15 protein-coding genes are annotated in these 25,447 nt (G+C 70.0%); 10 read left to right on the top strand and 5 right to left on the bottom strand.

Annotated features, from left to right (window positions below; translation table 11 throughout):
• Nucleotides 1–27: 27 nt before the first annotated feature.
• Together G4D85_RS26180 and dbpA are read left to right on the top strand one after the other, a co-directional pair.
• Nucleotides 28–1,227, top strand: a complete 1,200-nt coding sequence (locus G4D85_RS26180; protein ID WP_164016712.1) for a cyclic nucleotide-binding domain-containing protein — start codon at nucleotides 28–30, stop codon at nucleotides 1,225–1,227.
• Nucleotides 1,228–1,325: 98 nt separating this feature from the next.
• Nucleotides 1,326–2,714 carry an ATP-dependent RNA helicase DbpA gene (dbpA, locus tag G4D85_RS26175; protein WP_164016765.1) on the top strand — a complete coding sequence of 463 codons (1,389 nt, stop codon included), beginning with the start codon at nucleotides 1,326–1,328 and terminating at the stop codon, nucleotides 2,712–2,714.
• Between the two features lie 22 nt (nucleotides 2,715–2,736).
• On the opposite strand, the gene G4D85_RS26170 is transcribed toward dbpA, so the two are convergent.
• From G4D85_RS26170 to G4D85_RS26150, 5 genes are all read right to left on the bottom strand, one after another.
• Complete coding sequence (locus G4D85_RS26170; protein WP_164016711.1) at nucleotides 2,737–4,854, bottom strand: hypothetical protein; 2,118 nt, start codon at nucleotides 4,852–4,854, stop codon at nucleotides 2,737–2,739.
• A 26-nt stretch (nucleotides 4,855–4,880) separates the two neighbouring features.
• Nucleotides 4,881–9,308 carry a M15 family metallopeptidase gene (locus G4D85_RS26165; RefSeq protein ID WP_164016710.1) on the bottom strand — a complete coding sequence of 1,476 codons (4,428 nt, stop codon included), beginning with the start codon at nucleotides 9,306–9,308 and terminating at the stop codon, nucleotides 4,881–4,883.
• Complete coding sequence (locus tag G4D85_RS26160) at nucleotides 9,305–10,072, bottom strand: hypothetical protein (RefSeq protein WP_164016709.1); 768 nt, start codon at nucleotides 10,070–10,072, stop codon at nucleotides 9,305–9,307. The genes G4D85_RS26165 and G4D85_RS26160 overlap by 4 nt, the downstream gene beginning before the upstream one ends.
• 459 nt (nucleotides 10,073–10,531) lie before the next feature.
• Nucleotides 10,532–11,548, bottom strand: a complete 1,017-nt coding sequence (locus G4D85_RS26155; RefSeq protein WP_164016708.1) for a hypothetical protein — start codon at nucleotides 11,546–11,548, stop codon at nucleotides 10,532–10,534.
• Nucleotides 11,549–11,750: 202 nt separating this feature from the next.
• Nucleotides 11,751–12,716 (bottom strand): carboxypeptidase-like regulatory domain-containing protein, encoded by a 966-nt coding sequence (locus G4D85_RS26150; protein ID WP_164016707.1) that lies wholly within the window; start codon nucleotides 12,714–12,716, stop codon nucleotides 11,751–11,753.
• A gap of 316 nt (nucleotides 12,717–13,032) precedes the next feature.
• Between G4D85_RS26150 and G4D85_RS26145 the strand changes: the two genes are divergently transcribed.
• From G4D85_RS26145 to G4D85_RS26110, 8 genes are all read left to right on the top strand, one after another.
• On the top strand, nucleotides 13,033–15,327 hold the full coding sequence (locus tag G4D85_RS26145) for a protein kinase domain-containing protein (RefSeq protein WP_164016764.1): 2,295 nt from the start codon (nucleotides 13,033–13,035) through the stop codon (nucleotides 15,325–15,327).
• An 82-nt stretch (nucleotides 15,328–15,409) separates the two neighbouring features.
• A complete protein-coding gene (gene glyQ / locus G4D85_RS26140) occupies nucleotides 15,410–16,402 on the top strand; it encodes a glycine--tRNA ligase subunit alpha (RefSeq protein WP_164016706.1) in 993 nt (330 codons plus the stop codon).
• Entirely contained in the window at nucleotides 16,392–18,503 is a 2,112-nt protein-coding gene (gene glyS / locus G4D85_RS26135) for a glycine--tRNA ligase subunit beta (RefSeq protein WP_164016705.1), read from the top strand. Before glyQ ends, glyS begins: the two co-directional genes overlap by 11 nt.
• A gap of 233 nt (nucleotides 18,504–18,736) precedes the next feature.
• Nucleotides 18,737–20,197 (top strand): YncE family protein, encoded by a 1,461-nt coding sequence (locus G4D85_RS26130; protein WP_205525706.1) that lies wholly within the window; start codon nucleotides 18,737–18,739, stop codon nucleotides 20,195–20,197.
• On the top strand, nucleotides 20,194–22,365 hold the full coding sequence (locus G4D85_RS26125; RefSeq protein WP_164016704.1) for a hypothetical protein: 2,172 nt from the start codon (nucleotides 20,194–20,196) through the stop codon (nucleotides 22,363–22,365). Before G4D85_RS26130 ends, G4D85_RS26125 begins: the two co-directional genes overlap by 4 nt.
• 63 nt (nucleotides 22,366–22,428) lie before the next feature.
• The gene (locus G4D85_RS26120) at nucleotides 22,429–23,304 is read left to right on the top strand and encodes an FHA domain-containing protein (protein ID WP_164016703.1); all 876 of its coding nucleotides are present in this window, start codon (nucleotides 22,429–22,431) and stop codon (nucleotides 23,302–23,304) included.
• 102 nt (nucleotides 23,305–23,406) lie between these two features.
• Nucleotides 23,407–23,943, top strand: a complete 537-nt coding sequence (locus G4D85_RS26115) for an A24 family peptidase (RefSeq protein WP_164016702.1) — start codon at nucleotides 23,407–23,409, stop codon at nucleotides 23,941–23,943.
• A 29-nt stretch (nucleotides 23,944–23,972) separates the two neighbouring features.
• Entirely contained in the window at nucleotides 23,973–25,430 is a 1,458-nt protein-coding gene (locus G4D85_RS26110; RefSeq protein WP_164016701.1) for a type II and III secretion system protein family protein, read from the top strand.
• Nucleotides 25,431–25,447: the final 17 nt, after the last annotated feature.

Raw genomic sequence — 25,447 nt, 5'->3', positions numbered from 1 at the left:
CGGTCTGACGGTATGGGGAGGCAGCACATGGCAGGAATGGCAGGCGGCCAGGGAGAGGGGAGCGGGCGCATCAACACGCCCGCCGAGGGCGCCCTGCGGGCGGTGCGGTCGCTGGTGGAGCAGGAGCAGACGGACCAGGCAACCCAGCTCTACGAGGAGCTGGGGGCCGTGCAGCGCGAGCGCCTGAGGCGCGAGGCCGCCCAGCGGCCGGTGAAGGAGCGCCGCGGACTGGTGGAGGTGCTCCGGCGCGCGCGGGACTTCCTGGGCGCGGCCCGGCTGATGGACGGTGACGGCGAGGACGCCACCGTGGCCGACCTCTACGCCCAGAGCGGGCAGTACCTGGAAGCGGCCGAGGCGTACCTGCGCGCCGGTGAGGCGGAGCGCGCGGCGGCGGCCTTCGAGCGGGCCGGGGCGCTGGAGCGCGCGCTGGACGTGTACCGGAACCTGGGCGCGCGCGAGTCCATGGCGCAGTGTCTCGTCCGGCTGGGCCGGCCCTTCGAGGCGGCGGAGCTCTACCGCCAGCTGGGCCAGGCGCACGCGGAGGTAGAGGCGCTGGGCGGGGTGAAGCCCGAGGACTCGCGGTACGTGGAGGCGGTGCTGCGCATCAGCACGCTGCTGGACTCGGAGGGCTTCACGCACCGGGCGCTCGCGGTGCTGGCGGACGCGCTGAGCAGCTCCGAGGAGGCGCGGGCGGAGCCGGGGCTGGTGACGGAGAAGGCGCGCCTGCTGCGCCGCATGGGCATGGAGGCCGAGGCCGAGGCCATGCTGCTGCGCCGCTCCGTGGGCGCCGCCGCCCCTGCGGCCAACGGCTACCGCTTCCTCAAGGCCATCCCCATCTTCGGCGAGCTGTCGCTGGAGGACATGAAGGACCTCTACCGGCTCGCCCGGCAGGTCATCATCGCTCCGGGCGCCGTGCTGCTGGAGAAGGGCACGCCCGGCACGGGACTCTTCGTGCTGATGGACGGCTCGGTGGACGTCTACAGCGGACCGGAGGACGACGCGCGGCACCTCAACACGCTGGGGCCGGGGCAGTACCTGGGGGAAATCTCGCTGGTGCAGGATGCGCCCGTCTCGGCGCAGGTCCGGGCCCGCACGCAGGTGCGAGCGCTGCGCATCAGCCGCTCCGACTTCGAGCACTACCTGGACACCCACGAGGCCGCCGCGCTGCGCATCTACCGGCTCTTCACCCAGAACCTCGCGGGCCGGGTCCGCGCCCTGAGCACCTGAGGGCTTCCGAGCGTGCAGGCGTGACACTCCGGGGCGGACGGGCTTGTCCCTCGTCCGCTGGCTGCTACAAGGGCCCCCTCTCTTCCTTCGAGGCCGTGATGGACATCTCCGCGCTCCCGCTTGCTCCCCCCCTGCTCCAGGTCCTGGAGGAGCTAGAGTTCAAGACCGCCACGCCCATCCAGGCCCAGAGCATCCCCGTGTTGCTGGAGGGGAAGGACCTCGTCGGCCAGGCGAAGACGGGCAGCGGGAAGACGGCGGCCTTCGCGCTGCCCATCCTCCAGCGGGTGCGCCTGGGAAACCGGAGGCTCCAGGCGCTGGTGCTCTGCCCGACGCGCGAGCTGTGCGCCCAGGTGGCCGGAGAGATTCGCCGGCTGGCGCGCAGGCTGCCCGGGCTCCAGGTGCTCGTGCTCGCGGGAGGCCAGCCGATTCGTCCCCAGGTGGACGCGCTGGAGAAGGGCGCCCACCTCGCCGTCGGCACGCCGGGCCGCATCCTCGACCTGCTGGACAGGGAGGTGTTGGACCCGAGCACGCTCGCCACGGTGGTGCTCGACGAGGCGGACCGGATGCTGGACATGGGCTTCCGCGAGGACATGGAGCGCATCCTCGCCACCACCCCGGCGTCGCGGCAGACGGTGCTCTTCTCAGCGACGTTCCCCCCGGACATCGAGGCGCTGAGCCGCACCTTCCAGAAGAAGCCCACGCGCGTGACGGTGGAGGAGGCGCCGGACGCGATTCCGGCGATTCAGCAGCTCCGCTACGACTGCGCGGTGGAGGAGAAGACGGCGATGCTGGTCCGCATCCTCCGGCAGTACCAGCCCGCGTCCGCCATCGTCTTCTGCAACCTGAAGGCAACCGTCACGGAATTGAAGCAGGCGCTCACCGAAGCCGGCATCAGCGCGGACGGACTCCAGGGGGACTTGGAGCAGTTCGAGCGGGACCGCTGCATGGCGAAGTTCCGCAACCTGAGCACCCGCGTGCTCATCGCCACGGACGTGGCGGGGCGGGGCATCGACGTGGAGGCGCTGGACGCGGTCGTCAACTTCGACCTGCCAATTCAGTCGGAGCCGTACGTGCACCGCATCGGCCGCACGGGGCGCGCGGGGCGGACGGGCCTGGCCATCTCCCTCGTCACGCCGCGCGACACGCGCAAGGTGGAGGACATCGAGCACGCCACCGGCGTGAAGATGGAGAAGGGCGACGTGGAAGCGCTGCCCTCGGCGGACCCGCGCAATGCCGTGAAGCTCGAGTCCAACTGGGAGACGCTCTACATCTCCGCCGGACGCAAGGACAAGATGCGGCCGGGAGACATCCTCGGGGCCCTGACGGGCGAGGCCGGCGGACTGAGCGCCACCGACGTCGGCAAGATTGAAATCCAGGACCACATTGCCTACGTGGCCGTCGCCCGGCGCGTCGCGCGCGTGGCGTTCCAGCGCCTGAGCGAGGGCCGCATCAAGGGGCGCAAGCACCGCATCGAGCGGGTGAAGTAGCGCCCGCTCGACGCTGGGTACGTCAGGAGCCGGACCGCTTCCAGTCGACGCGGGCGGCGTACAGGAAGAGGGCCTTGCGCCACTCGTTGCGCGTGTCCTCGGCATTCTGCGGCTTGGTCCGGCACTCGACGGAGGCCGTCGTCCAGTTGCGGGCCTTCACCGCCGCGATGAGCTTCGTCCACTTCGTGGGGACGGAGATGCCCACGTTGTACGTCACGTCGAGAAGCCCGCGGCGCGCCGAGCGGGGGTAGGTCTCGAAGTCGGGGAAGCCGGCCTTCACGGCGGGAAGGAACTCCTTCTCGTAGCGCTCCTTCGCCAGCTGCTTGATGTACGCGTCGGTGAGGGCAAGCTTCGGGCGCTGCGCGTACTCCGTGTAGAACATGCCCTTGTGCATGGCCTTCACCTTGTTGAAGGCCTCCGTGATTTCCTGGGGCGTGGCGGCCCGGCCCTGGTCGATGTTCTGGAAGGGGTGCGCCTTGGCGGCGAGCTTGTCTCCCGCCCCTGTCGACTCGATGTGCTTGAGCAGGTTGCCGGCGCCCACCGTCACCCAGCCCTCCGTGTCCAGGTACATGTACGGCACCACGCCCTCCCAGGCGATGATGTCCAGCCACATGTCATCGAAGGTGATGGGCGTCTTGGGGTCTCCCACCTCGGGACCGGGCGCGGGGCTGACGGAGACGCCACGCTTGCGCCGCGTCGGCCTGGGCGGGCGCGTCGCCAGCGAGGTGGCTTCCTCCGAGCAGACCCACGGCGCGTCCACGTCCCACGACAGCTTGGACTCCTTGTAGGGGGAGTACTTGTTCTCGTCGAAGTTGAGGTAGGGCTGGAGGGGGCCGGGCTTGCCCTCGCGCGCCGCCGCCGCCAGCGTGATGATGGCGTACCCTTTCGGTGGGGCGGCGGCAGGGCGCGACGTCAGGTTGACGCCCCAGTGCCGCTCGCCCAGGTTCGCCTCGAAGATGCCGTCGGGGCCAAGCTGGACCCGGACGGTCTCCGTCTTTCGGTCCTCCGCGGCCGGAGTCGTTGCCGCTCCAACCTGGGCCGTGGGCATCAGTGGAGACAGCGGCGGAGGCGTCACCAGGGGATTGGGCGTCAGCAGCGGCGTGGCCGTCACCGTCGCTGGAGGCGCCGCGGGTCGCACCACCGCCACGTCCAGCCGAAGATGGGCACGCGGGGACACATTGAGAATCTTCCCGTGGACCTCCCAGGTGCCATCCCAGGACTCGTCGTATTCGACCCTCAGCTCCTCGAGGTGGGGCTTGGGCAGCGTGAGGAAGTTCTTGTCCTCCGCCAGCAGTGTCTCGGGCCCGTCCGGGCGGCTGCGGCCCCAGAGCTGCCAGCCGAACTCGTAGCCGCCTTCCTCTTCGTCGCCTACGTCCGCGAAGTGCTCGCAGGTGTCATCCGTGAAGCCGATGGCCCAGTCCACGCTGCTGTTGCTGCGGAACGTGTAGAAGGCGGCGGGTGCCCAGCGGTGCGTGAAGGCGTACCGGCCCGCTTCGGAGGACACCTCGCCCGAGCCCTCGTCCAACTCGAGGACGCGCAGCTCCAGGTCCGCCTTGTTGAGTACGGACGCGAACTGGGGAGTGAATGTCACCAGCTCCCCGACGCGGGTGTTCGCGGGCTCCGGCTTCTTCGTCTTGATGGCGCAGGGGTTGTTGAAGCGGATGACGGGGGCGAGCTCGGACGCCTCGGCGTGGGGAAACCGGGGCGTGACGGAGTAGCCCAGCAGCCCCTGGTTGATGAGCTTGTGGGCCACCAGATCGACGACGGGTGTCTTGCCGTCCACGAAAATCTGGAAGTTGCCGCTGGCGTCGACCTTCATCGTCGCGTTGCCCACGGGGACGCCCAGCGGTGAGCCCGTCCCGCGCTTCACCATCCAGGACAGCTCGCACGGCAGCGTCACCCCGGGCTCGAAGTTCACCGCCTTGCCCCGGATGGGGACCTCGATGAGCAGCTCGCTCGGGCTGTTGAGCTGGCGGACGGCGGCGGGGTCCGGCGGGTCGAACTTGAGGGACGTGCGCGGTACGAGCACGAATGACAGCGCGTCCCGGTAGCCCGCGCTCACGTGGGTGGCTTCGGTCTCCTGGGGGCCGGTCCAGGTGAGCGGCGGTGCGGCGTTCTGCTCGGAGTTCTGTGGGGGCATGGTTCGGGAGCGGCTGTGCGCCGTGGCTAGAGGCCCAACTCAGCAAGCGTGATTTCCGGCGTGGTCTGCTCGTCGAGCACGACGCCCAGCACCGGACGGGGCGCGCCCGCCCGGTCCGGCCGGCGGCGCCAGGTGAAGCGGAAGGAGCCGCCGACCTTCTTCAGCGCCGGCTTGGGGATGGAGGCCTCGAACACCCCCAGCTCCGTGCAGCGGCCGTAGGCGGGGTCTCCGGCCGTCTTGTAGCGGACGGCACTGTTGAGGGTGGGGTCCTCCACCCACTGGCCCGAGGTCGCGTCCAGCCGCTCACAGAAGACGCGGAAGTCCGCGTCCGTGGGGATGAAGTGTCCCTGCCCCCGGAGGGCCAGGTCCTTCTCACGGACCTCGTGGGTGAGAGGCTCGAGGCGCGGCTTCACCTCCACCTGGAGCGTCACCGGGGGCGGGGGCGTCAGCACCTTGCCGGGCTGGGAGACCTCGGCGGTGAAGGTGAGCGGCCCGCTCCACATGGCGGGGACTCGCGCGCCGTTCTTGTCGAGCAGGGGCCAGTCTGCCTGGAGCACCGTGCCCACGCGCTTGCTCTGCGACGCGCCCGCGAGCTTGAGCAGGGGCTCGGCCGCGAGCCACTGCTTCGCGTCGCCATGCAGGGGCACCTCGACGCGCAGCTTGTTGCCGCCCATCTTGTACTGGGGCTCTCCGAACTCGAACCGGGCCACCGGGGGCAGGCACTTGTCCGCGATGACCTCCAGGAAGTCATTGCCACACGCGGCCTGGATTTGCGCCGCCGAAGCGGTGAACAGGTCCTGCACGCCTTCGACGGGAACGAGCGTTCCGGACTGATGGAGTGCGTGCCCGGTGTTCGGGACGATGAAGCGGGGGCGGATGTGGAGCGTTTCGCCTCCCGTCTCGGCGGACAGCACCTCCGCCGCGAGCCGCCCCAGGGCCGGGGCCGGGTCGAACGCGAGCTCGAGCGTGCCGGTGGATGTGGCAGGCGGGTTGTAGGTGATGCGCAGGGCCCCGTTGGTGTCGTCGCGAGTGACAGTGAAGAGCTCGGGCGGGTCCGACGGCGGCAGCAGGGCCACCTTCTCCATGAGCTTGTCGAGCGCGGCGGTCGTGCCCAGGGTGGGGCCGACGAGCAGCGATTCACCGGAAGCCGCTAGCTGATGGACGGTGAGCTGGAGATCCTTCACCCCAGCGGTTGTCGACTTGCACTTGTCCCGGAGTTGCTGGAGCCGCAGGGCCAGGGGGACGGCGAGGAGGAAATCCACCAGTTCGCCGTCGAAGACCGGGTCGCCCGAGGGAAGTTTCACGAACTCGTTGAAGGAGAAGTTCGGGGTGACCTTCGGGTTGGTGCCCCGTTTCTCCACGCCCACGATGAAGCCGTTCTTGTACTTGAGCCCGTTGGCCGTCGCCTCCTCTGGGGGGCGCTGCGCGACGACGGGCACGGCCAGGGTGGCGGGAATGGGCTGCACCTCGGCCTTGGGCTGCTCGCGCGGGGGCACCTTCCAGTACTCGAAGACGATGTAGCCCGCGAGCGCGACGGGCCAGTGGTCGCTCACGACGATGCTGCCGGTGGTGAGCGGACGGAACGGGCCCTGCTTCGAGGCCGTTTTCACCTGCTTCGTGCCGAGCACGAAGGGCTGCCCGGTGACCACGGGCTTCGGCACCTCGAATGTCGTCGCCTGCGTCTGCGCGGGCTCGAAGCGCTTCTCATCGGCCCCGGTCGCGTACACCTCCCACTGTCCCCAGGAGGGGATGCGGATGCGCGCCCGGGCGACGCCTTCGTCATAGGGGGCCCGGCACAGGACGCGCGGCGGGCCCGATGCGCCTTCGCCCTTCGGAGCCAGCCAGAAGGTGACGTCAGCGGCGGTGGTGCCGTCGGTGGTGCCGTAGCCGTGTTGCACGAGGACGGCCAGCGCCTCCATGCCCGACAGCGCCGTCGCCTCCTTGGAGATCAGCCCCAGGTAGAGCGGCTTGTCGTTGCTCTCGTCGCGCTTCAGCGTGGCCGGAGGCCACTCCTTCTTGAGGGCGATGCGCTCCTTCTCCAGCAGCAGGTCCACCAGCCACAGCGCCGTGACGGGGTGCATGTTGACGATGGAGGCGTCCTCGGGAAGCCGTCCCTCCTCCGCGCCGAACAGGCTCTTCTGCTCGGCCCCCAGCACGGGAACCTCGCCGAACGGGTCCTCCCGCGTCGCCGGGCGCGCCCACCAGCACAGTGGCAGCAATTGCTTCTTCAGGGCCTCGACGGTGAAGTCGGGGGCGTCCTTCAGGTGCTCGAAGAGCCCGGCTTCGTCGCGCGCGTCGAGCTGGGTGCCGAGCCCCTTGGGAGTCCACTCGTTGATGTGGTCCAACATCAGGTTGCGCCAGCGGTGGCTCACGGCCTTCTGGAAGAGCTTCGTGCGGCTCTCCAGGCGCTTCTCGCGGAGCACGTCGGGCGCCACCTCCACCGGGTCCGCGAAGAAGTCCGCCGACCAGAGCGCCAGCGCGTCCGCATTCGCTGGCACGTTCAGCGTCACGTTCAGCGTGGCCTGGTTCTTCGGATTCAGGGTGAGGACTTCCTTGGAGAGGGGCTGCCCCGCCTTCTTGTAGAGCACCTCCAGGGTGCACGTCCGGCCCGGGGTTCCCGCGAACTTGTGCTTGTTGTCGAGCGTGAGTGGCAGGGGCCAGGTGAACGGCTTCTCGCGGGCGGCCCCGGCGGAGAAGAACTTCGTTCCGTCGTTGAAGTACTCCTGGAGCGTCTTGCCGTACCGCGCCCGCTGCAGCGCCTGGACGACCTCCACACCGGTGGAGCCGAGGATGGTGTTGACCTCGTTGTCGGCGGTCGGCGCCCCGTCCGAGGGCATCTGCAGGAAGTTGTCCGGGCGCTTCTCCTCGACCTTGAGGAGCAGCTCCTTCAACGCCGGGTCCTGTTCCGCGAGGAAGTGGAACCCGCCCTGGTCGCCGCTCAGCGAGAACAGCTCCCAGTGCAGGTACCGGGGCGGCGGAGGCGGGGACCCGGCGGCGGCGCCCGCCGGACGGGGCGTGGCGCGCCCCTTGGAGATGAAGCCGACGGTGTCCCCCGCAGCCACCGGGAAGAGAGGACGGTCGAAGGTGATGATGGAGCCCTTCTTGAGGGACTCAATCGACTCGCGGACGTCCTCGGGGCTGGGCTTGGTCAGGGCGAACGTCCGCCCGTCCTTCTTGCCCTTGAGCGGATCCGCGCGGTCCTTGACCTTGAAGCTCTCCGCCTCGGGATTCAGCGGCACCTCGGACCAGAACGTCTTGCCGGCGTCCTCGGTCGTGGCATCCAGGTTGACCACCGCGCCGTGTTGCAGTTGGAGGAACGCCGCGAGCCAGGGGGCCTTCTGGAACTCCTTGTCCGCGTCCGGCCCGCCACCCCACTCGGGCGGGGCCAGATGCATATAGAGGCTGTAGAGCGGATGGACCTCTTCGGCGGGCTTGTTGTCCTCCATCGCCGCGAGCTCATGCTTGATGAGGACGAAGCCCAGGGGCCGGCCCTCCGTCGCCTCCAGGAGGAGCGGGTCGTCGCCTTCCTTGCCGGGCGTCAGCAGCCGCGCGGCGACGACGTAGCCGGGCATGGCCGCCTTGACGGGAACCAGCTCCTCGCGCGAGTCCGGCTCCAGGTGGACGCCCGCGTGGATGTTCTGCTGCTTGCCCAGCGGGAAGTAGCCGCCCGCGCCGCCCTCGTTGAAGAAGTAGTACTTCAGCGGCGACTCGCGGCGCTGCATGTCCGCGCCGAACGGGTAGAGCACCAGCGGCGGCGACTCGTCGGAGATTCCGACGATGCTGGCGCGCTCGTACTCGAAGTGCATGTAGTCGTGGTAGTAGCCGCCCCAGTAGAAGCCCAGGCTTTCGAAGATCTTCACGATCTTCTGGGGCATGTCGAACGGCTTGGCCTTGTTGTAGTCGTTCGTCCCCCAGTTGATGTCGATGGCGCTGCCGAAGGCGTGGTTGGAGAGCAGGTTCTTCTTGGCCGTCTGCCCCTTGCCGTAGGCGATGACCTGGTCGAAGGCCTGGGTCTTCAGGTCATGCTTCGCGTACTCGATGTTCCACGCGCCACCGACGCCAGCGTACTCGGAGCGGCCCTTGAGGGCGGCGCCGACGCTGTCATTGAGCTGGTACCGGAAGATGTAGCCGCCCACCTCATGCAGCACGTAGGGCAGCCGGGCCGCCTTGATTTTCTCGAAGGCCGTCTGGAGCAGCGGCGCGAGCTTGCGGTTGATCGGCACATGGATGGACTTGCTCTTGTCGGCACCGAAGCCCACCAGGGGCACCTTGACGATGTTGTTCGCCTCGAAGCCGTCGATGAGCGGATTGCCAAACAGCCGCGTCGTATTGGCGAACTTCTTGTTGCCGTCCGTGCTGTAGAGCTCGCGCTCGAACGCAGGGGCGCCATAGAGGCCCACGACCTCCGGCTTGGTAAGGCACTTGTGCGACGGTTCCTGCAGCGGATAGCTCATGGCGTCTTCACCTCCACGAACTTGCCCTGCTTCCACTTGCGCACCGAGGTGCGCTGGCCCTTGTCGGGCACGCTGACCACGAGCTCGGGGACGCCGTCCTGGTCGACGTCCTCGAAGTCCGTTTCGGGCTGGTTCTCCGGGTCTCCGCCCGGCAGGCCGCTGCCGTTGGTGATGTCCTGCTTGTAGACCTGCTTCTTCTTGCGCACGTCAAAGGCGCGCGCGCGGATGGTGGTCACCCCGTTCAGCGTGTACGCGTGCTTGATCAGGACGACGCCCGGCTCCACCGCGTACACGCAGGTATCGACATGCCGGGGTTCGTCGTCACACACGTGCTCCGAGGTGTCGGTCAGCAGGTTCTTCATCCCGTCGCAGGACATGACGGTGACCTTCTTGGTCAGCCTGCCGTTCTTGCATGGCGTCTGGGAGCCCGCGAGCAGGACGCCTTCCTTCTCGGCGATCCACGACGCGGCATCGATGGTGGGGTTCTTGCCCCGGGCCCGCCGGGTGACCCGGCACGTGGGCGACTCGGGAAGCAGGTAGGGCCCCATGGAGGTGATGAAGGAGCGAGTGCTGGGCCGCTCCAGCTCCACCTGCTTCAAGGCCACTTCGGCGTCCTTCCGGTCCTCGAACCGGCCCACCGCAGTGACGATGGTGTCCGGCTCTCCGAAGAGGAAGCGTCCTCCGCGAAGTTCGTAGGGGTACATCGGGTCGCTCGGCCTGAAGGGCGTGAGCGGCTTGCCATCGTCCTTCCGATAGCTCAGCACGATGATGCGCGCACGACCGATCCCCCAATCGGTGTCGCAGGGCGACTCCGCAGGTGCGGTGGCAGGAGCCGTCGTCGCGGGCGTTGCCGGAGTGGGCGCTGGCGAGGTGGCGGGTGTGGCCGTAGATGGCGCGGGCGTGGTCGTGGGTACAGTCGCCGTGGCCGGTGCGGACGTCGGCGTGGACGGGGCCTTTTGCTCGGATGCCGGCGCTGGGGCCGGAGCCGGTGTCGCGGGCGGAGTGGCAGCCTGTGTCGGAGGCGCCTTCTGCCCGCCGCAGTCGCCCCCGTCGCAGGCCGTCGCGCCCGTCGTCGCGGGCTGCGAGGCATCCGCCGGGGTAGGGGGCGTCACGCACGCCAGCGTCAGCAAGGTGAGCAGGGCTGGCCACCCACGGCGAGGCAGACCGGCCGACCAGAGTGAAGAAGTGCCTGTTCTCATAAGGATTGTCCCGCGCATGTCCGGCTATTCCATCCGCTCGAGAATCGTCAGCACGCCCCCGGGTTGGGTGCGCGTCAGCAGGAAGGTGGCTCCGTCGACCAGGCTCCCGCCCTCAGGTCTCATGCTGCGATCGACGATGACATCCTCGATGCCATCACCGTTGAAGTCGCCCTGCGCCCAGAGCGTCAGCGAGCCAGCCACTCCGTCGCCCTGGACCCGAAGGGTGCCCTTGCGGTCGGGGTCCGGCTCGAAGCGCACCTTTCGATCCCACTCGCTCCAGGTGCGCCCTTCACTGCCGGCTAGCGCACGTTGCTCGTCCTCCCCGGGCGCGAAGGCCGGGGCGAGGTCCGCCGGGAGCACCTTGCCGAGCGCCTTGCTCGAGAAGAGCTCCCGGACATGGCTCACCCGTGAGGGACGGGCCTGCGTCACCCTCTTCAGCACGCGACAGCGGAGCAGCTGGCCCTGGGCGGGGTAGATGTCCACCGTGGTCCTTACGTCGAGGTCCCGTAGCTCCACCCCGTCCGTCTCGGTGCACCGGTCGATTTCACGATCCCGTCGCTCGGGGTGCCGGCCGTTGCGCAGCGCGAAGGAATAGTTCCACTCCCGCGTCAGTGCGGCGGGTGCCTCCTCCGGGGAGGAGATGAGGAGCCCCGAGGCGTAGACCTGCACCGGGAAACCTCCATCCCCCTGGCACAGCCCCCGGTTGTGCGCGATGGCCTTCGCCACGCGGGACCCGGCGTCGAGCTCCGCGGGCGCCTCGGCGAGCACCTGCCGGCACACCTCCGGCTGACCGGCGCGCAGCGTGGCCAGCCCCAGGTCCGAGACGAGCCAGCCCCGGTCCGTGGCGTCCAGCGCGCTCCAGCAGGACTCCTTGGTCCGCCGCAGGGCCTCCACGGCGTCCGCGTACCGGCCGTCGCGGTAGAGCTTCTCGGCGCTCCGGCGGGCCTTCGCGAACTCCGGCTTGGAGCAACCGGCCTTGCCCGCGACGGGCTCCGCCGCCTGGGCCGAAGCAAAGGGCACCGTCCCCAGCAGGGCCAGCACGCAGGGGAGGACCCACCGCGCACACGGAAGGGGCCCGCGGGGGCGTCCCGCCGCATCCCAGGTCCTGTGCGTCAGCCTCTCCATGCGAATCCCCCGCCCGGCGCGATTCTACGTCCCTGCGGCTTCCTCCCTCCGCCCTTGAGCTCCGCGAAGTGCCTCCAGGCGGGCGGCTTTTCGCCGTCCCGCCCACGGCATTCCGGGCTCACACCGAGAAGCTGAACGGCTGCGGCTTGCGAGCCCGGCCCACGCGGAGGATGTGGCTCTGCTCCACCGCCAGCCCGGTCATGGCCACGGGGCGGGGGACATAGAGGATGCCGGGGTCGTCGTCGCGGCTGAACACGAGCTTGCCAGCCTTGTCCTTGAGCGTGCAGCCCACGGAGACCGCCAGCCGCTGCTGGACCTTGTCCGCGTCCGTCGTTCCCCAGTTGAACTGCGCGAGCGCATCCTCCGTGAGGCCGTACATCTCCGCGACGCTGTCCAGGCTCTCGCCGTCGATGACCCGGTGCTCGGTCACCTTCACCAGCACGCGCTGCGACGTCGCCTTCGACTTCGTCCCCGCCTTCGAGGGTTTCTGTCCGGACCACGGTCCGCCGGTCCGCACCAGCGCCACGCTGTTGCTCAGCGTGGCGTCGTCGACGACGGAGAGCACGTTGAAGGTCCCCTTCGGCACCTTCTCCAGCGTGACGTTGCCGTCCGCGTCGGTGGTGGCCTCCTTCTCGGTGTCGTCCGCGAGCAGGATGCGCAGCTTGATGCCGGAGATGGGGCCGTCGGAGACGTCGTCCACCACCTGCAAGCGCAGCGTGAGGTCCTCCTGGGGCGTGACGGGCGGCTCCTGCTTCGGCACTTCTTCCGGGAAGGCGGGCGCCCCGTAGCGCTCGGGCGGGGGCGCGAGGGCCAGCCGCAGGTGCCCGAAGGAGAGCAGGGTGGCCGCCTGCTTCACCACGTCCTCGGAGGTCCGCAGCGCGTGCCGTCCGAGGGCGCCATGGACCTGCACGAGCGTGCTCAGCGTCCTCAGGTTCGACTCGTCCTGCGCGAGCTGCCGCAGCCGCCGCTCCAGCGTCCACCCCCGGCCAGCCTCCAGGGCCTGGCAACCCTCGGGGAGCGGGTCATGCAATGCGAGCAGGAGATACTCGCGCTGCCCTTCTCTCAGGCGTTGATGGAGGAGCATGTGGAGGCTCGGGCCGAAGCGACAGCGAGAAAGCGGTCAACCGGACTGCTTGAGCCGGATGGAAAATTCCAGGCTGTAAAATATCCCACAGCGCTCCAACAACTGTCCATCCGGTGCCAGAAGACTCCGGGCGCCTCGCGGAGCGCTCGAACCCGACGGCGCTGATCCGCCCGGCGGCGCGCGACGGAAGGAACGTTCCGTCACCGGAGCCACTGCCCGGCAACTCGTAAGTCCTCGCTTTTCAGGGCCAGGCGGGTGCCTTTCTCGGGGAGGAGCATTGGCGCGGAGGGCCCAGGGGGATAACATGCGCGCCCGAATGGCCATGCAGGGTGGCGCCGGAGATGATCCCGATAGGGGGAGGCGCATCGGAAAGTATGAGATCCTCACCCGCCTCTCGATGGGCGGCATGGCGGAGCTGTTCCTTGCGTTCACCTCGGGACCGGGTGGCTTTCGCAAGTTCGTCGCGGTGAAGCAGATCCTCCCGGACATCAAGAAGGACGAGCAGTTCGTCAAGATGTTCCTGGATGAGGCGCGCATCACCGCGGCCTTCTCGCACGCGAACATCGGGCAGGTGTTCGACCTGGGCGAGGAGGGCGGCGAGCTGTACCTCGCCATGGAGTTCCTGCCGGGGCAGAACCTCGAGCAGGTGGTGAAGGCCTCCACCCGCCAGGGCTACGCGCTGCCCATGGGCTTCATCGGGCGCGTCATCCGCGACGCCTGCCTGGGCCTGCACTACGCGCACCACTTCACGGACCCCTCGGGCCGGCCCGCGGTGGTGGTGCACCGCGACGTGTCGCCGAAGAACGTGATGCTCACCTACGACGGCGTCGTGAAGGTGATCGACTTCGGCATCGCCAAGGCCCGCGGGCGGCTGGGGCGCACCCAGGTGGGCATGGTGAAGGGGACCAGCGGCTACATGTCCCCGGAGCAGGTGCGGAACACGGCCCTCGACGGCCGCAGCGACTTGTTCTCCGTGGGCGTCATGCTCCACGAGATGCTCGTCGGCCAGCGGCTCTTCACCGGCCCCCACGAGGCCGCGGTGATGCTGCAGATCGTGGAGGGCGACATCCCCGCCCCCCGGTCCATCAACCCGGACGTGCCGGAGGCCCTCGAAGCGGTGGCCCTGCGCGCCCTCGCTCGGGACGCGTCCCAGCGCTTCACCAGCGGCCGGGAGATGGCGCGCGCCATCGAGGCCGCGCTCGGCCCGGAGCTGTTCGACGAGGACGGCATCACCGCGGTGATGGGCGACATGTTCGCCGAGAAGCGGCAGAAGACGCGCACCCTGCTGGAGCTCGCGAGCAGCGCGGAGGACGCGCGCGTGAGCGAGGTCGCGGGCGCCCTCCAGGCCGACGATGGTAGCGGGGACCAGGCGCTCACCGCGCAGGTGCCGGCGAAGCGGGCCCGGCTGGCCCCCTCCACTCCCACCGAGAGCGCCACGCCCACCCGGGCCGGCAGCGGCCCCAAGCCGGTGCCGCAGCGCCGTCCCACCGAATCGGCCGCGGCCACGCGTGTCGCCCCGTCGAGTGGCAGTGGCCCCAAGCCGGTGCCGCAGCGCCGCCCCACCGAGGCGCCCGTGGCTGGCGCCGCGCCCGTCACGCCCCGGCCCCGGCCGGGGCAGGACCCGGCGCAGGTCTCCCGCACGCCCCGGCCCCGGCCTCCGCCCCGGCAGGTCGCCGCCGAGCCGGAGACCCCCGAGACCTTCGACGAGCCGAGCGACCTGGAGACGTCGCGCTTCCGCGTGAGGCCCCCGCGCCCTGGCGCACGCCCCACGGCGCGTCCGTCCGCCCGCACCGACACCCCGGTGGAGACTCCCGCCGCGCGCTCGGCCTCGCGCTGGGTGGGGCGGCTGTTCCTCCTGGCGCTGCTCGGGGGCCTGGGCTGGCTGGCGACGAAGCCCACCATCCGCGCGCAGTTCGTCCCCGCCTACGAGTCCGCGAAGGCCTGGGTGAAGGCGGAACTGGACCCCGCGCCCCCGGTGGACCCCGCCAACGCGCCCTGGCCTCCGCCGCAGAAGGCCGGCCCTCCGCCGGGCTTCCCGACAGCCCCGGCCGAGCCTGAGCCCACGCCTGTCGCCGAGGCCCCCACGGACGGCACGGCCGCCGCCACCGACGAGGGCGAGGAGCCCCGCGCGGGGACTGCCTCGGGCACACGGGCCACGCCCGGGCGCAAGGGCAAGGACGGAACCTCTCCCGCCAACTGGGCCGCCGCCTCGAAGAAGGAGCCCTCCGGCACCGACACGAGCAAGACGGCGAAGCGCAAGGGCACTCCGGCTGAGCAGGCCAAGGTCCCCGAGCCCGTCACCACGGTGACGCAGGACCCGGATGGCATGGGCGAGGTGCTGGACACCAGCACGGCCAAGGGCGCGGCGAAGGCCGGGCTCGGGTGGATTACCCTCTACACCGTGCCTCGCGCGGCGGTGTTCGACGGGGCCACCCACCTGGGCACCACCCCTCTGCAGAAGTTCCCGCTCCCGGTGGGCACGTACCGCCTGCGCGTGGTCGACCCCACGGACGCGGAGGCGGCGAGCAGGCTCCTGTCCGCGCCCATCAAGCCGGGCGAGGTGACGAAGATCCAGATTCGACTGGCGGACCTCCCTCTGTACAACGAGTGAGCGCGTCCTTGACGCTCCGGACCCCCCTCACTAGGGTCCGCGCGTTTCTCCTTCGACGCACTGCGAGAAGGATCTGCCAATCATGTATTTTCAAGACCTTATCCTGACGCTCCAGAAGCACTGGGCCGACCAGGGCTGCATCATCGCCCAGCCCTACGACACCGAGGTCGGCGCGGGCACCATGGCTCCGACGACCTTCCTCCGCGCGCTCGGCCCGGAGCCCTGGAACGTGGCCTACGTGCAGCCCTCGCGGCGCCCCGCGGACGGTCGCTTCGGCGAGAATCCCAACCGCCTGTTCCAGCACCACCAGTTCCAGGTCATCCTCAAGCCCGCGCCGAAGAACGTGCAGGAGCTCTACCTGGAGTCGCTGCGCAAGGTGGGCATCGACCCCATGGAGCATGACTTGCGCTTCGTGGAGGACGACTGGGAGTCACCCACGCTCGGCGCCTGGGGCCTGGGCTGGGAGGTGTGGTGTGACGGACAGGAGGTGACGCAGTTCACCTACTTCCAGCAGTGCGGCGGTTTCGACTGCAAGCCCGTCGCCGCGGAGCTGACGTACGGCCTGGAGCGCCTCTGCACGTACCTCCAGGGTGTGGAGAACGTCTTCGACCTCGAGTGGGTCAAGGGCGTGAAGTACCGCGAGGTCTTCCACCCCAACGAGGTGGAGATGAGCAAGTACGCGCTCCACGAGTCGGACCCGCAGATGCTCTTCGGGCTGTTCGACGCGTACGAGAAGGAGTGCAAGCGGCTCATCGAGCGCCAGCTCCCGCTGCCCGCGTATGACTACGCGCTGAAGTGCTCGCACACCTTCAACCTGCTGGATGCGCGCGGCGCCATCTCCGTCACCGAGCGCGCCAACTTCATCAAGCGCGTGCGCGACAACGCGCGCCTGTGCGCGGAGGGCTACCTCCAGATGCGCGAGCGGCTGGGCTACCCGCTGCTCAAGACGCCGTGGACGGTGGGGCAGCAGCCGCCGGTGCTCGAGGGCAAGCCGGCCAGCGACTACTGGAAGACGGTGCAGCTGAACAAGCCCGTGGAGAAGAAGGAGAAGGCGGAGGTGACCCGTGGCGCGTGACCTGCTGCTGGAAGTGGGCGCCGAGGAGATTCCGGCGTCGTTCATCGGCCCCGCGTTGGAGGACCTCAAGCGCGTGCTCACCGAGCGCATGGCCGAGGCGCGGCTGAAGCACGGCGACGTGCGCGTCTTCGGCACCCCGCGCCGCCTCGCGGTCTGGGTGACGGGCGTGACGGACAAGGGCGAGGACATCGTGAAGGAGGTGCTCGGGCCCAGCGCCAAGGCGGCCTTCGACGCGCAGGGCAAGCCCACCAAGGCGGCGGAGAAGTTCGCGGAGAGCCTCAAGCTGCCGGTGGACCAGCTGGGCCGCGCCCAGACGCCCAAGGGCGAGTACCTGTCCGCGCGCGTCGAGGAGAAGGGCCGCCCGGCGGCGGACATCCTCCAGGACGCGCTGCACACGGCGGTGCACTCCATCAACTTCAAGAAGTCCATGCGCTGGGGTGACGTGGACCTGGCCTTCGCGCGCCCGGTGCAGTGGCTGGTGGCGCTGCTGGGCGGCGAGGTGCTGCCCGTCGTCTTCGGCGACGTGAAGAGCGGCCGCACCACGTACGGCCACCGCTTCCTCTCGCCCGGCGCCATCGAGCTGAAGGCGCCCGCGGACTACGAGGCGGCGCTGGAGAAGGCGCACGTCATCGCGGACGTGGCGAAGCGCCGCGCGCTGCTGGTGGAGAAGCTGGCCGCGGCGGCGAAGAAGGCCGGCGGCCAGCTGATGGAGGACGCGTCGCTGGTGGACCAGGTGACGAACCTGGTGGAGCTGCCCAACCCGGTGGTGGGCACCTTCGAGGCGCGCCACCTGGACCTGCCCCCCGAGGTGCTGGTGCAGGAGATGAAGAGCCACCAGCGCTACTTCTCGCTGACGGACGGCGCGGGGAAGCTGCTGCCGAAGTTCATCGCCGTGTCCAACACGCCGGTGCGCGACGAGCAGCTCAGCCTGCGCGGCTACCAGCGCGTGCTGGCCTCCCGCCTCGCCGACGGCCGCTTCTTCTTCGACGAGGACCGGAAGACGCCGCTGGACGCCCGCGTGGAGAAGCTGGGCCGCGTGGTGTGGCAGGGCCTGCTCGGCACGTATCTGGAGAAGGTGGAGCGCTTCCGCGCGCTCGCCGGGTGGCTGGCCCAGCACACCGGCAGGGCAGGGGAGGGCGCCACGATTGAGCGCGCCGCGACGCTGGCCAAGGCGGACCTCGTCACGGGCATGGTGGGCGAGTTCCCCGAGCTCCAGGGCGTCATGGGCCGCGAGTACGCGCGCGCCAGCGGCGAGCCGGACGCGGTGGCGGTGGCCATCTACGAGCACTACCTGCCGCGCGGCGCCGAGGACGCGCTGCCCACGCGTGACGCGGGCGCGCTCATCGGCCTGGCGGACCGGCTGGACTCGCTGTGCGGCATCTTCGCCATCGGCAAGGCGCCCTCCGGCGCGGCGGACCCGTTCGCCCTGCGGCGCGCGTGCATCGCCATCATCCGGCTGGTGCTGGGTCGCGGCTACCGCTTCAGCCTGTCCGCCGCGGTGGACGAGGCCCTGCGGCTGCTCGCCCCGAAGCTCACCAACGTCAAGCGCAAGGCCGGCGAGCCCGCTCCGCGCGAGCAGGTGCTGGAGTTCTTCCGCGGCCGCCTCAAGGCGCTGTGGGCGGAGCAGCACCGCACGGACGTGGTGGAGGCGGTGCTGGCCGCGGGCTTCGACGACCTCGTCGCGGCGCAGAAGCGGCTGGAGGCGCTGAGCCTCATCGTCGGCCGGGCGGACTTCCAGCCCCTGGCCGTGGCCTTCAAGCGCGTGGCCAACATCGTGGAGAAGCAGGGCAAGGACGTGAAGGGCGGGGAGATCAACCCGCAGAAGCTGGTGGACGAGCCGGAGCGCCACCTGCACACCGCCTTCACCCAGGCCCGCAACACGGTGACGGGGCTGGTCCAGGCGGACGACTTCGCCGGCGCCCTGCGCGAAATCACCGGCCTCAAGCCCGCGGTGGACACCTTCTTCGACAAGGTGATGGTCATGGCCGAGGACAAGGAGTTGCGGGAGAACCGCATCCGGCTCCTCACGGAGATTGGCGCCCTGTTCAACCAGGTGGCTGATTTCTCGAAGATCCAGGCCGAGGCCTCCGCGGCGGCCTGAAGCCCACGCAGTCGGCCGGCTGCCCTCCAGGGGACGGAGCACGTCTCCGGAGGGCAGTGGCCTGTTCCGGTGGGGGAGGGCCCGGCGCTCAGAGCACGGCGGCCGGGTTTTCCATGCATGCGGGCCATGTCCCCGAGGGGCACGGCTCCGTCGGCTGCCGGGCGCCCGGGAATGATGGCCCCCGTTTCCGGTTGCCCGGGGGGAGGCCCCTTCCTACACTCCGCCCCCCTCTGATGCGCGCCTATCTCCTCACCTCCGCGCTGCTGCTCGTGTCGTGTGATACCGACCCCGAGCCTCGGCCTCCGCCGTCCACCCGCCTCGTCTACCCGAGTGGCCTTGCCTTCTGGCGTCCCGAGGTGGGCCCGTCCACCAACGGGTTCCTCTACGTGGCGAGCGCCAACTTCGACAAGTGCTACGACTCCGGCGCGGTGGTTGCGCTGGACCTGGATGCGCTCGGTGTCCGCCCCTTCGGCACGCCCTTCACCCAGACGGTCGAAGAGGACCGCGGGACGCTCATCGAAGAGCTGGGCATCGGCGCCCTGTCGACGGTGCAGATCGACAGCTTCGCGGGCGAGATGGCGCTCTGGAGTCCGGCTGGCCGCACCCCGCGCCTGTTCGTCCCCACGCGCGCGGAGGGCAGCTTCCTCCAGGCCGTCGACGTGGGCGAGGACGGCCTGACCCTCACCTGCGCGCAGGGGGGCATCAATCGTGACTGCCGCGACGGCGCGCTGTCGCTCCTCGACGTCCCCGGGGCCACCGACGGCATTCCAGCAGCTCCGGCCCCCATCGGCGTCAGCGTGGACTCCGACGACCCGGAGGCCCGCGTCTGGGTGACGCACACGGAGCTGGTGGGCCCCGAGACGTCGGGCAACGAGGCGGACTACCAGTCGTACCTCGCCGCCATCCCCGCCGCGGACCCCAGCCGGGACGCCCTGGGCGTGGGCAACTTCGTGGCGCTGGGCACCAACGGCCGCCTCGCGGGCGCCGCGCACGCGACGGCCCTCGGCGGACGGTACGTGTATGCCTCCGGCCGCAACTCCTCGTCGGCCCAGCTGGGGGCGCTGCCCAAGCGCTTCATCCTCCGGCTGGTGGACCGGACCGCAACGGAGCGCGTGCTGGAGACCGACATCGAGGCCGTCTTCTCCGTCCGTGAGGCGCGCGGAGTGGCCGTCGTGCAGCTCCCCTCGGTGCAGGACCCGACGCAGCTCGACCCCAACCGTGAGCGCGTGTACCTGCTGGCGCGCGGGCCGGACACCCTGCTGGTGATGGACGTGGAGAACGCGCTCACGGACCTCCCCAGGCTGCGCGTGGTGACGGCGCTGCCGCTCCCCGCGGGCTCCAGCGAGGTGGAGGTCATCTCCCGCACCGTGGGCCGCGGCAACATCGTCGCGGTGACCGGCAGCGGTGACGAGAACGTGGTCATCTACGACGAGGAGGTGGGCCAGCTCGTCGCCCAGGTGCTGGTGGGAGAGCAGGACCCGAGCCAGCCCAGCCAGCCCACCGGCCTGGCGGCGGACGTGCGTGGGAACGCGGCCCGCCTCTTCGCCAGCACCTTCGGCGACGGCCGCGTCGCCGTCATCGACATTCCAGACCTCGACCGGCCGCAGGATGCGCGGATGGTGGCCCGGCTCGGAGCTCGCCAGCTTCGCGACCCGCGCCAGGGCACCAGCGTGTGCCAGGAGATCGACCCTTGAAGTGCAGCGCTCTGTTTTCCCGTGGCACCCTCGCCGTCCTCCTCGCCTCCGCCGGGCTGTCCGGCGCGTGCTCCGACTCCCAGGTGACGACGGGCATCGCCGGCCTGTCTGGCACGTACGACGTCGTCATGTCCGACAACCTGGTCTTCGTCACGTCCTCGGACGAGGACAACCTGCGGGTGTTGGACGTGGACCGGAACCCGAGGGATTTCATCCCCGCGCCCAACCCGTTGCAGGCGCTGGCCATCCCCGTGCTGGAGCGGCCGGACTCGCTCACGCGGGACGTGGGCTACGTCGCGGACCCAAGCCGCGAAGACGTAGGCCGCGAGTTCTCCGGCCCCTATGTCTACGCGCGCAGCTCCGGCTCCTTTCTCATCTCCGTGGTGGCCGCGGCCCGCGAGCGCCTCGTACAGGTGGGGGCGCCGCTGGACACGGGCGCCCTCGTCACCGCCTTCGCCGCGCGCGCGCCCGCGGGGGAGGGTGCCCCCAGCGTGCTCTACTACGCGCTGCAGACGCCTCCCGCCGGGGCGAGCGGCTTTCCCTGCACCTCCGGCGCGGTCATGCGCCAGGAGCTGCCCGGTCCGGACGCGCTGGGGGCCGGCGCGCCTCCCGCCGCGACGCCGGTGTTCTGCCTGAACCCGCGCGAGTCCGCGTCGGCGCTGCTGATCATGCCCCAGGCCGGCCAGCTCGCACTGGCCACGCGCAGCACCACCAACCTTCCCCCGGCGCTCCCCGGGCGCACGGTGCTGCTCACGGAGTCAGCGGCGGGCGGGCTGGCGAGCGTCACCGTGGACCTCACCGCCGGCTTCGGCGGTGTCCCGGTGCGCCGGCTCGTCACCCACCCCCGGGTGACGCGCGTGGCGGACAACCCGGCTACTCCGGACAGCGAGGAGGAGATCCTCACCGCCGGCCGGTTCATCTACGGCGTGCGGGACGAGACGGCCTGCAGCGCGGGAGCCGAGTGCTCGGGCGTGGTCGCGGTGGAGTCCTCCACCGGCGCCATCGCCACGGACCTCAGCGGCGCGCCCATGCTGCCCATTGGCGTGTCGGGCCTGCCCACGGGCCTGGCCATCGTCCCCGAGGCCCGGGTGCGGCTGGTGCTCGCGGATGGCACCGGCGGCACGGCCGTCATCCCCCTGCTGGGCATCCTCCCGTCGTCCACGGGCACCATCACCCTGTTCTCCGCCAGTGACCGGCGCGTGTTCGACCTGGACCCCGCGTCCGCCAGCGCCACCCTGGAGCTGCGCAATGGCGCGGAGGCCGTCGTGGACCCGGAGGGCGGTCGCGGCAGCAAGGACCTCCCCGCGATGGTGAAGGTCGAGCAGGTCGTCGAGTACGTGAATCCCCAGGACCCGTCGCGCACGTTCACCCGGAGGACCCTCTTCGAGGGCTCGGTCGTCAACAACACGTACCGCATCGTCTACCAGGGCGTCTTCCCGAACCTGGCGGGGCTGACGCGGGACCTCGCGGCCCCGACGCTCTTCGAGGTGGAGCAGCCCACGGACCTCCGCCGTCAGGTCGCGGTGGGGGACATCATCGTCCTGGAGAGCGACAGCGAGGTGTGTGGCACGGACCTGGCGGTGACGGCCGTGGTGCCCGTCAGCGAGGGCCGCGTGCGACTGACCACCACCGACATCCCCGCCGGCTGCGCCGGCCTGCCGCGCTTCAGCGTCCTGGCGGCGGGCGAGCAGCCGTTCCTGCTCGTCAACTCGGCAGGCGAGCTGCTGGCCCGTGACATCACGGGCGCCGCGCGCAGCTACTCGATTCCCACGAGCTACTTCTTCCACCCGTCGACCCTGCTGGGGCAGGTCGAGGTGGACGACGTCCCCAACGTGGACCCGCCGCCCTGGCAGGTGCCTGCCTTCCCGGCGACCCCGCCGGACATCGACATCCGCGTGGAGCCACCGTCGGGGGATCTACGCCTCCTCCGAGGGGACCGCTTCGTGGTGTCGCTCAACTCCGGCATCCGGACCCATACCTTCGGTGTGAACTCGGAGTCCGCGGGAGCGGGGCTGACGTTCTATACGCTGCCGGGCCCCGTGGTCGCCGCGCCGGGCTCCGACCTGGCCTACATCGCCTACCCGTCCGCGGACGGCATCCTCCAGGTGAACCTGGGGCTGGTGGAGGACAATCGGCTCAACGCCGGCGCCCTGAACCCCTTCGAGTAACTGGGCTCCCCCGGGGGGCTCTGGTATCGTCCGGGACATCCTGAATCACGCGAGTCAAGACCGATGATCGATCAGAACTCCCGCCCCGCCCGCAAGGTCGGCATCGCCGACCACCTGTGGGAGACGTACGAAGAGATGGCCCAGCAGATGGGCTCGGATCGCGATGCGCTGATCAACCAGGCGCTTTTCATGTTCGCGCGCCTCAACGGCTTCATCGAGGTGAAGGCGGCCCGCGCCGAAGCGCCCATGGCGGCGGCCTCCCTCGCGCCGCCCGCCCGCGCGGCCCCCGTGGCCGCCGCCCCGGCTCCCGCCCGGGGGGCGCCGCCCGTCCTTGCTCCGGCCCCCAAGCCCGAGCCCACCCCGCAGCCGGCCCGCCCGGCCGGCCGGGGCGCCGCGCCCGCCGAGGACCGCGCCTCCGCCAACGGCCTGGACAATGATCCGGTGCGCCGCGAGGTGGCCGAGCGTGTCCTGGAGACGGCCGCCGAGCTGGAGCGCCTCATCAAGGGCAAGAACGAGCCGCCCCCTCCCAACGACGACATCATCGAGGACGAGGAGGAGCCGCTGCCCGAGCCGGAGGACCCGGCGATGGAGGACGAGGAGGAGCCCCCCGAGGAGGCAGAGGAGGAGCCCGCCGAGGAGGCCTCCGAGGAGGAGGAGCCCGGCGCGCTGTACCTCGTCACCGAGGCGGGGGACCAGGAGCGCATCGTCAAGGAGCGCTTCGTCATCGGCCGCGGCAAGCACTGCGACTTCGTCATCAACTCCGGCAAGGTGTCCCGCGAGCACGCCGTCATCGTGCACGAGGGGAATGACTGGATCATCGAGGACCTCGGGTCCTCCAACGGCACCTGGTACAACAAGCAGCGCATCAAGCGCCGGAAGATTGAAGACGGGGACGAGTACTTCATCTGCAGCGAGAAGATTCGCCTCATGGTGAGCTGAGCTCGGCCCCTCCCCCCAGGGCTTCCGGATGTTCGACAATTGACGGGCTCCGGCCTCGCTGGTTTGATGCCGGACGCCTGCCACGGATGGGACAGGCGCTGGATGACGCCTGTTCTGATCGCGCTGTGGACGGTCCTCGGAGTGGCCCTGGTGATCTCGGTGGTGACGGACGTATTGCGCCGAGAAATCCTGGACGCCGTCACCTACCCGCTGATGGCGGTGGCGCTGGTCGTGCGTTTCGCCACCGAGGGGGTGGGGGACCTGGAGCACGGGGTGCTCAGCGGGCTGGTGTCGGGGGCGGGGTTGGCGGTGCTGCTGGTACCGGCGGCGCTTCGGGGGCGGATGGGGTGGGGCGACGTGAAATTGATGGGTGGGGTGGGGGCCGTGCTCGGCTTCCCGGCGGTGCTGGCGGCCGCGGCCTTCATCTCTCTGGTGGGCGCGCTGCAGGCAGTGGTGACGCTGCTCTGGCAGGGCGCGGTGTGGGACACGCTGGCGGCGGTGGTGCGGCGGTGGGCGGCGCGGGTGCACCTGGCCAGCGCTGACGCCCGGCCGGCACCGCAGCGCCACATCCCCTATGGGGTGGCCATCGCGCTCGGAACCTTCTGGGCGCTGTGGTGGCAACACGGAAGCTTGGGTTAGCTCGGACTCTGGAAATGGGGACACGGACGATGTTCACACGCTTCACGCATGCCGCGGCGCTGAGCGCCCTGGTGGCCCTGGTGGCTCTGGTGCCCGGCGGCAGCGCCCTGGCGCAAGAGGGCAGCAGCGTCAGCCTCGGTGTCGGCTCCCAGAAGGTGCTCACCATTCCCGGACTGAGCCGGGTCGCCCTGGGCGATCCGACCATCGCCGAGGTCAAGACGCTCGGCTCCGGCCAGCTGCTCATCACCGGCCTCGGTGAGGGCAAGACGACGCTCCTCGTCTGGAAGACCTCCGGTCAGCGCGTCAGCTACCTGGTGGCCGTCCGCAAGCAGGACCCCAACGAGGTCATCTCCGAAATCAAGCGCCTGCTCGGAGAAATCGAAGGCGTCTCCGTCCGCATGGTGGGTGACCGCATCTACCTGGACGGTCAGGCCTACACCACGCAGGACGCGGACCGCATCAACGAGGTGGTGAGCCTCTACCCGAACGTGAAGTCGTTCGTGAAGATTGCTCCCAACGCCAAGAAGCTGGTGGCGCAGAACCTCAACGCGGCCTTCCAGAAGGCCGGCCTGAAGAACGTCCAGGCCAACGTGGTGGGTGCCACCATCTTCCTGGAGGGCTCCGTGGAGAGCCAGCAGGACCTCCAGAAGGCCGAGCTCATCACCAAGGCCATCGGCGAGAAGGTGGAGAACCTCCTCGTGGTCGGCATCAAGCGGATGATCCTCTCCGAGGTGCAGTTCGTCGAAATCCGCCGCAACAGCCGGGACCGCTACGGCATCCGCTACCCCACGGACATCTCCGGCTCGGTGTCCGCCACTGCGGCCATCACCCAGCAGCTGTTCCCTGGCACGTTCGGCGAGGGCGCCGCGAACATCGGCATCAACGGTGGCTCGGACTTCTCCATCGGCTTCCAGGGCAACGACGGCTACGGCCGCCTGCTCGCCCAGCCCAAGCTGGTGTGCGCCAGCGGTGAGAAGGCGGAGTTCCTCGCCGGCGGCGAGGTGCCGATTCCGCTCATCACCAACAACCAGTTCACGGTGGAGTACAAGAAGTACGGCGTCATCCTGAACCTGCGCCCCACCGCGGACCGCAACGGCAACATCCAGACGGAGATTGAGGCGGAGGCGTCGGAAATCGACACCTCGGTGTCGGTGTCCTTCGGTGGCTCGTCCGCCATCCCCGGCTTCCGCACCCGCAAGGTGAAGACCAACGTCACCGTGCGCCACGGAGAGACCATCGTCCTGTCCGGCGTGTTCAGCCACGACGAGCAGAAGTCGGTGTCCAAGATTCCGGGCCTGGGTCACATCCCGATTGTCGGCGAGCTCTTCAAGAGCCGCGGGTTCGACTCGACCAAGCGCGAGCTGGTCATCTTCGTCACCCCCCGCATCGTCAACCCGGACTCGGACAAGGTCCGGACCATCATCGAGGACGTCAAGAGCCGCTACAAGCAGGCCCGGTCCGAGGTGAACTTCAACATCTTCGACTGAGCCCGGGGCCCTTCCGG

Source organism: Pyxidicoccus trucidator, assembly GCF_010894435.1.
Taxonomy (GTDB): domain Bacteria; phylum Myxococcota; class Myxococcia; order Myxococcales; family Myxococcaceae; genus Myxococcus; species Myxococcus trucidator.
This window is presented reverse-complemented; position numbering and strand designations above follow the sequence as displayed.

Bases quoted from the DNA above. Each gene is read 5' to 3' on its own strand.
- G4D85_RS26170 (WP_164016711.1), bottom strand. From the start codon at position 4,854: ATGCCCCCACAGAACTCCGAGCAGAACGCCGCACCGCCGCTCACCTGG.
- G4D85_RS26180 (WP_164016712.1), top strand. From the start codon at position 28: ATGGCAGGAATGGCAGGCGGCCAGGGAGAGGGGAGCGGGCGCATCAAC.
- G4D85_RS26110 (WP_164016701.1), top strand. From the start codon at position 23,973: ATGTTCACACGCTTCACGCATGCCGCGGCGCTGAGCGCCCTGGTGGCC.
- G4D85_RS26120 (WP_164016703.1), top strand. From the start codon at position 22,429: ATGATCGATCAGAACTCCCGCCCCGCCCGCAAGGTCGGCATCGCCGAC.
- glyQ (WP_164016706.1), top strand. From the start codon at position 15,410: ATGTATTTTCAAGACCTTATCCTGACGCTCCAGAAGCACTGGGCCGAC.
- G4D85_RS26165 (WP_164016710.1), bottom strand. From the start codon at position 9,308: ATGAGCTATCCGCTGCAGGAACCGTCGCACAAGTGCCTTACCAAGCCG.
- G4D85_RS26115 (WP_164016702.1), top strand. From the start codon at position 23,407: ATGACGCCTGTTCTGATCGCGCTGTGGACGGTCCTCGGAGTGGCCCTG.
- G4D85_RS26130 (WP_205525706.1), top strand. From the start codon at position 18,737: ATGCGCGCCTATCTCCTCACCTCCGCGCTGCTGCTCGTGTCGTGTGAT.
- G4D85_RS26150 (WP_164016707.1), bottom strand. From the start codon at position 12,716: ATGCTCCTCCATCAACGCCTGAGAGAAGGGCAGCGCGAGTATCTCCTG.
- G4D85_RS26145 (WP_164016764.1), top strand. From the start codon at position 13,033: ATGGCCATGCAGGGTGGCGCCGGAGATGATCCCGATAGGGGGAGGCGC.
- dbpA (WP_164016765.1), top strand. From the start codon at position 1,326: ATGGACATCTCCGCGCTCCCGCTTGCTCCCCCCCTGCTCCAGGTCCTG.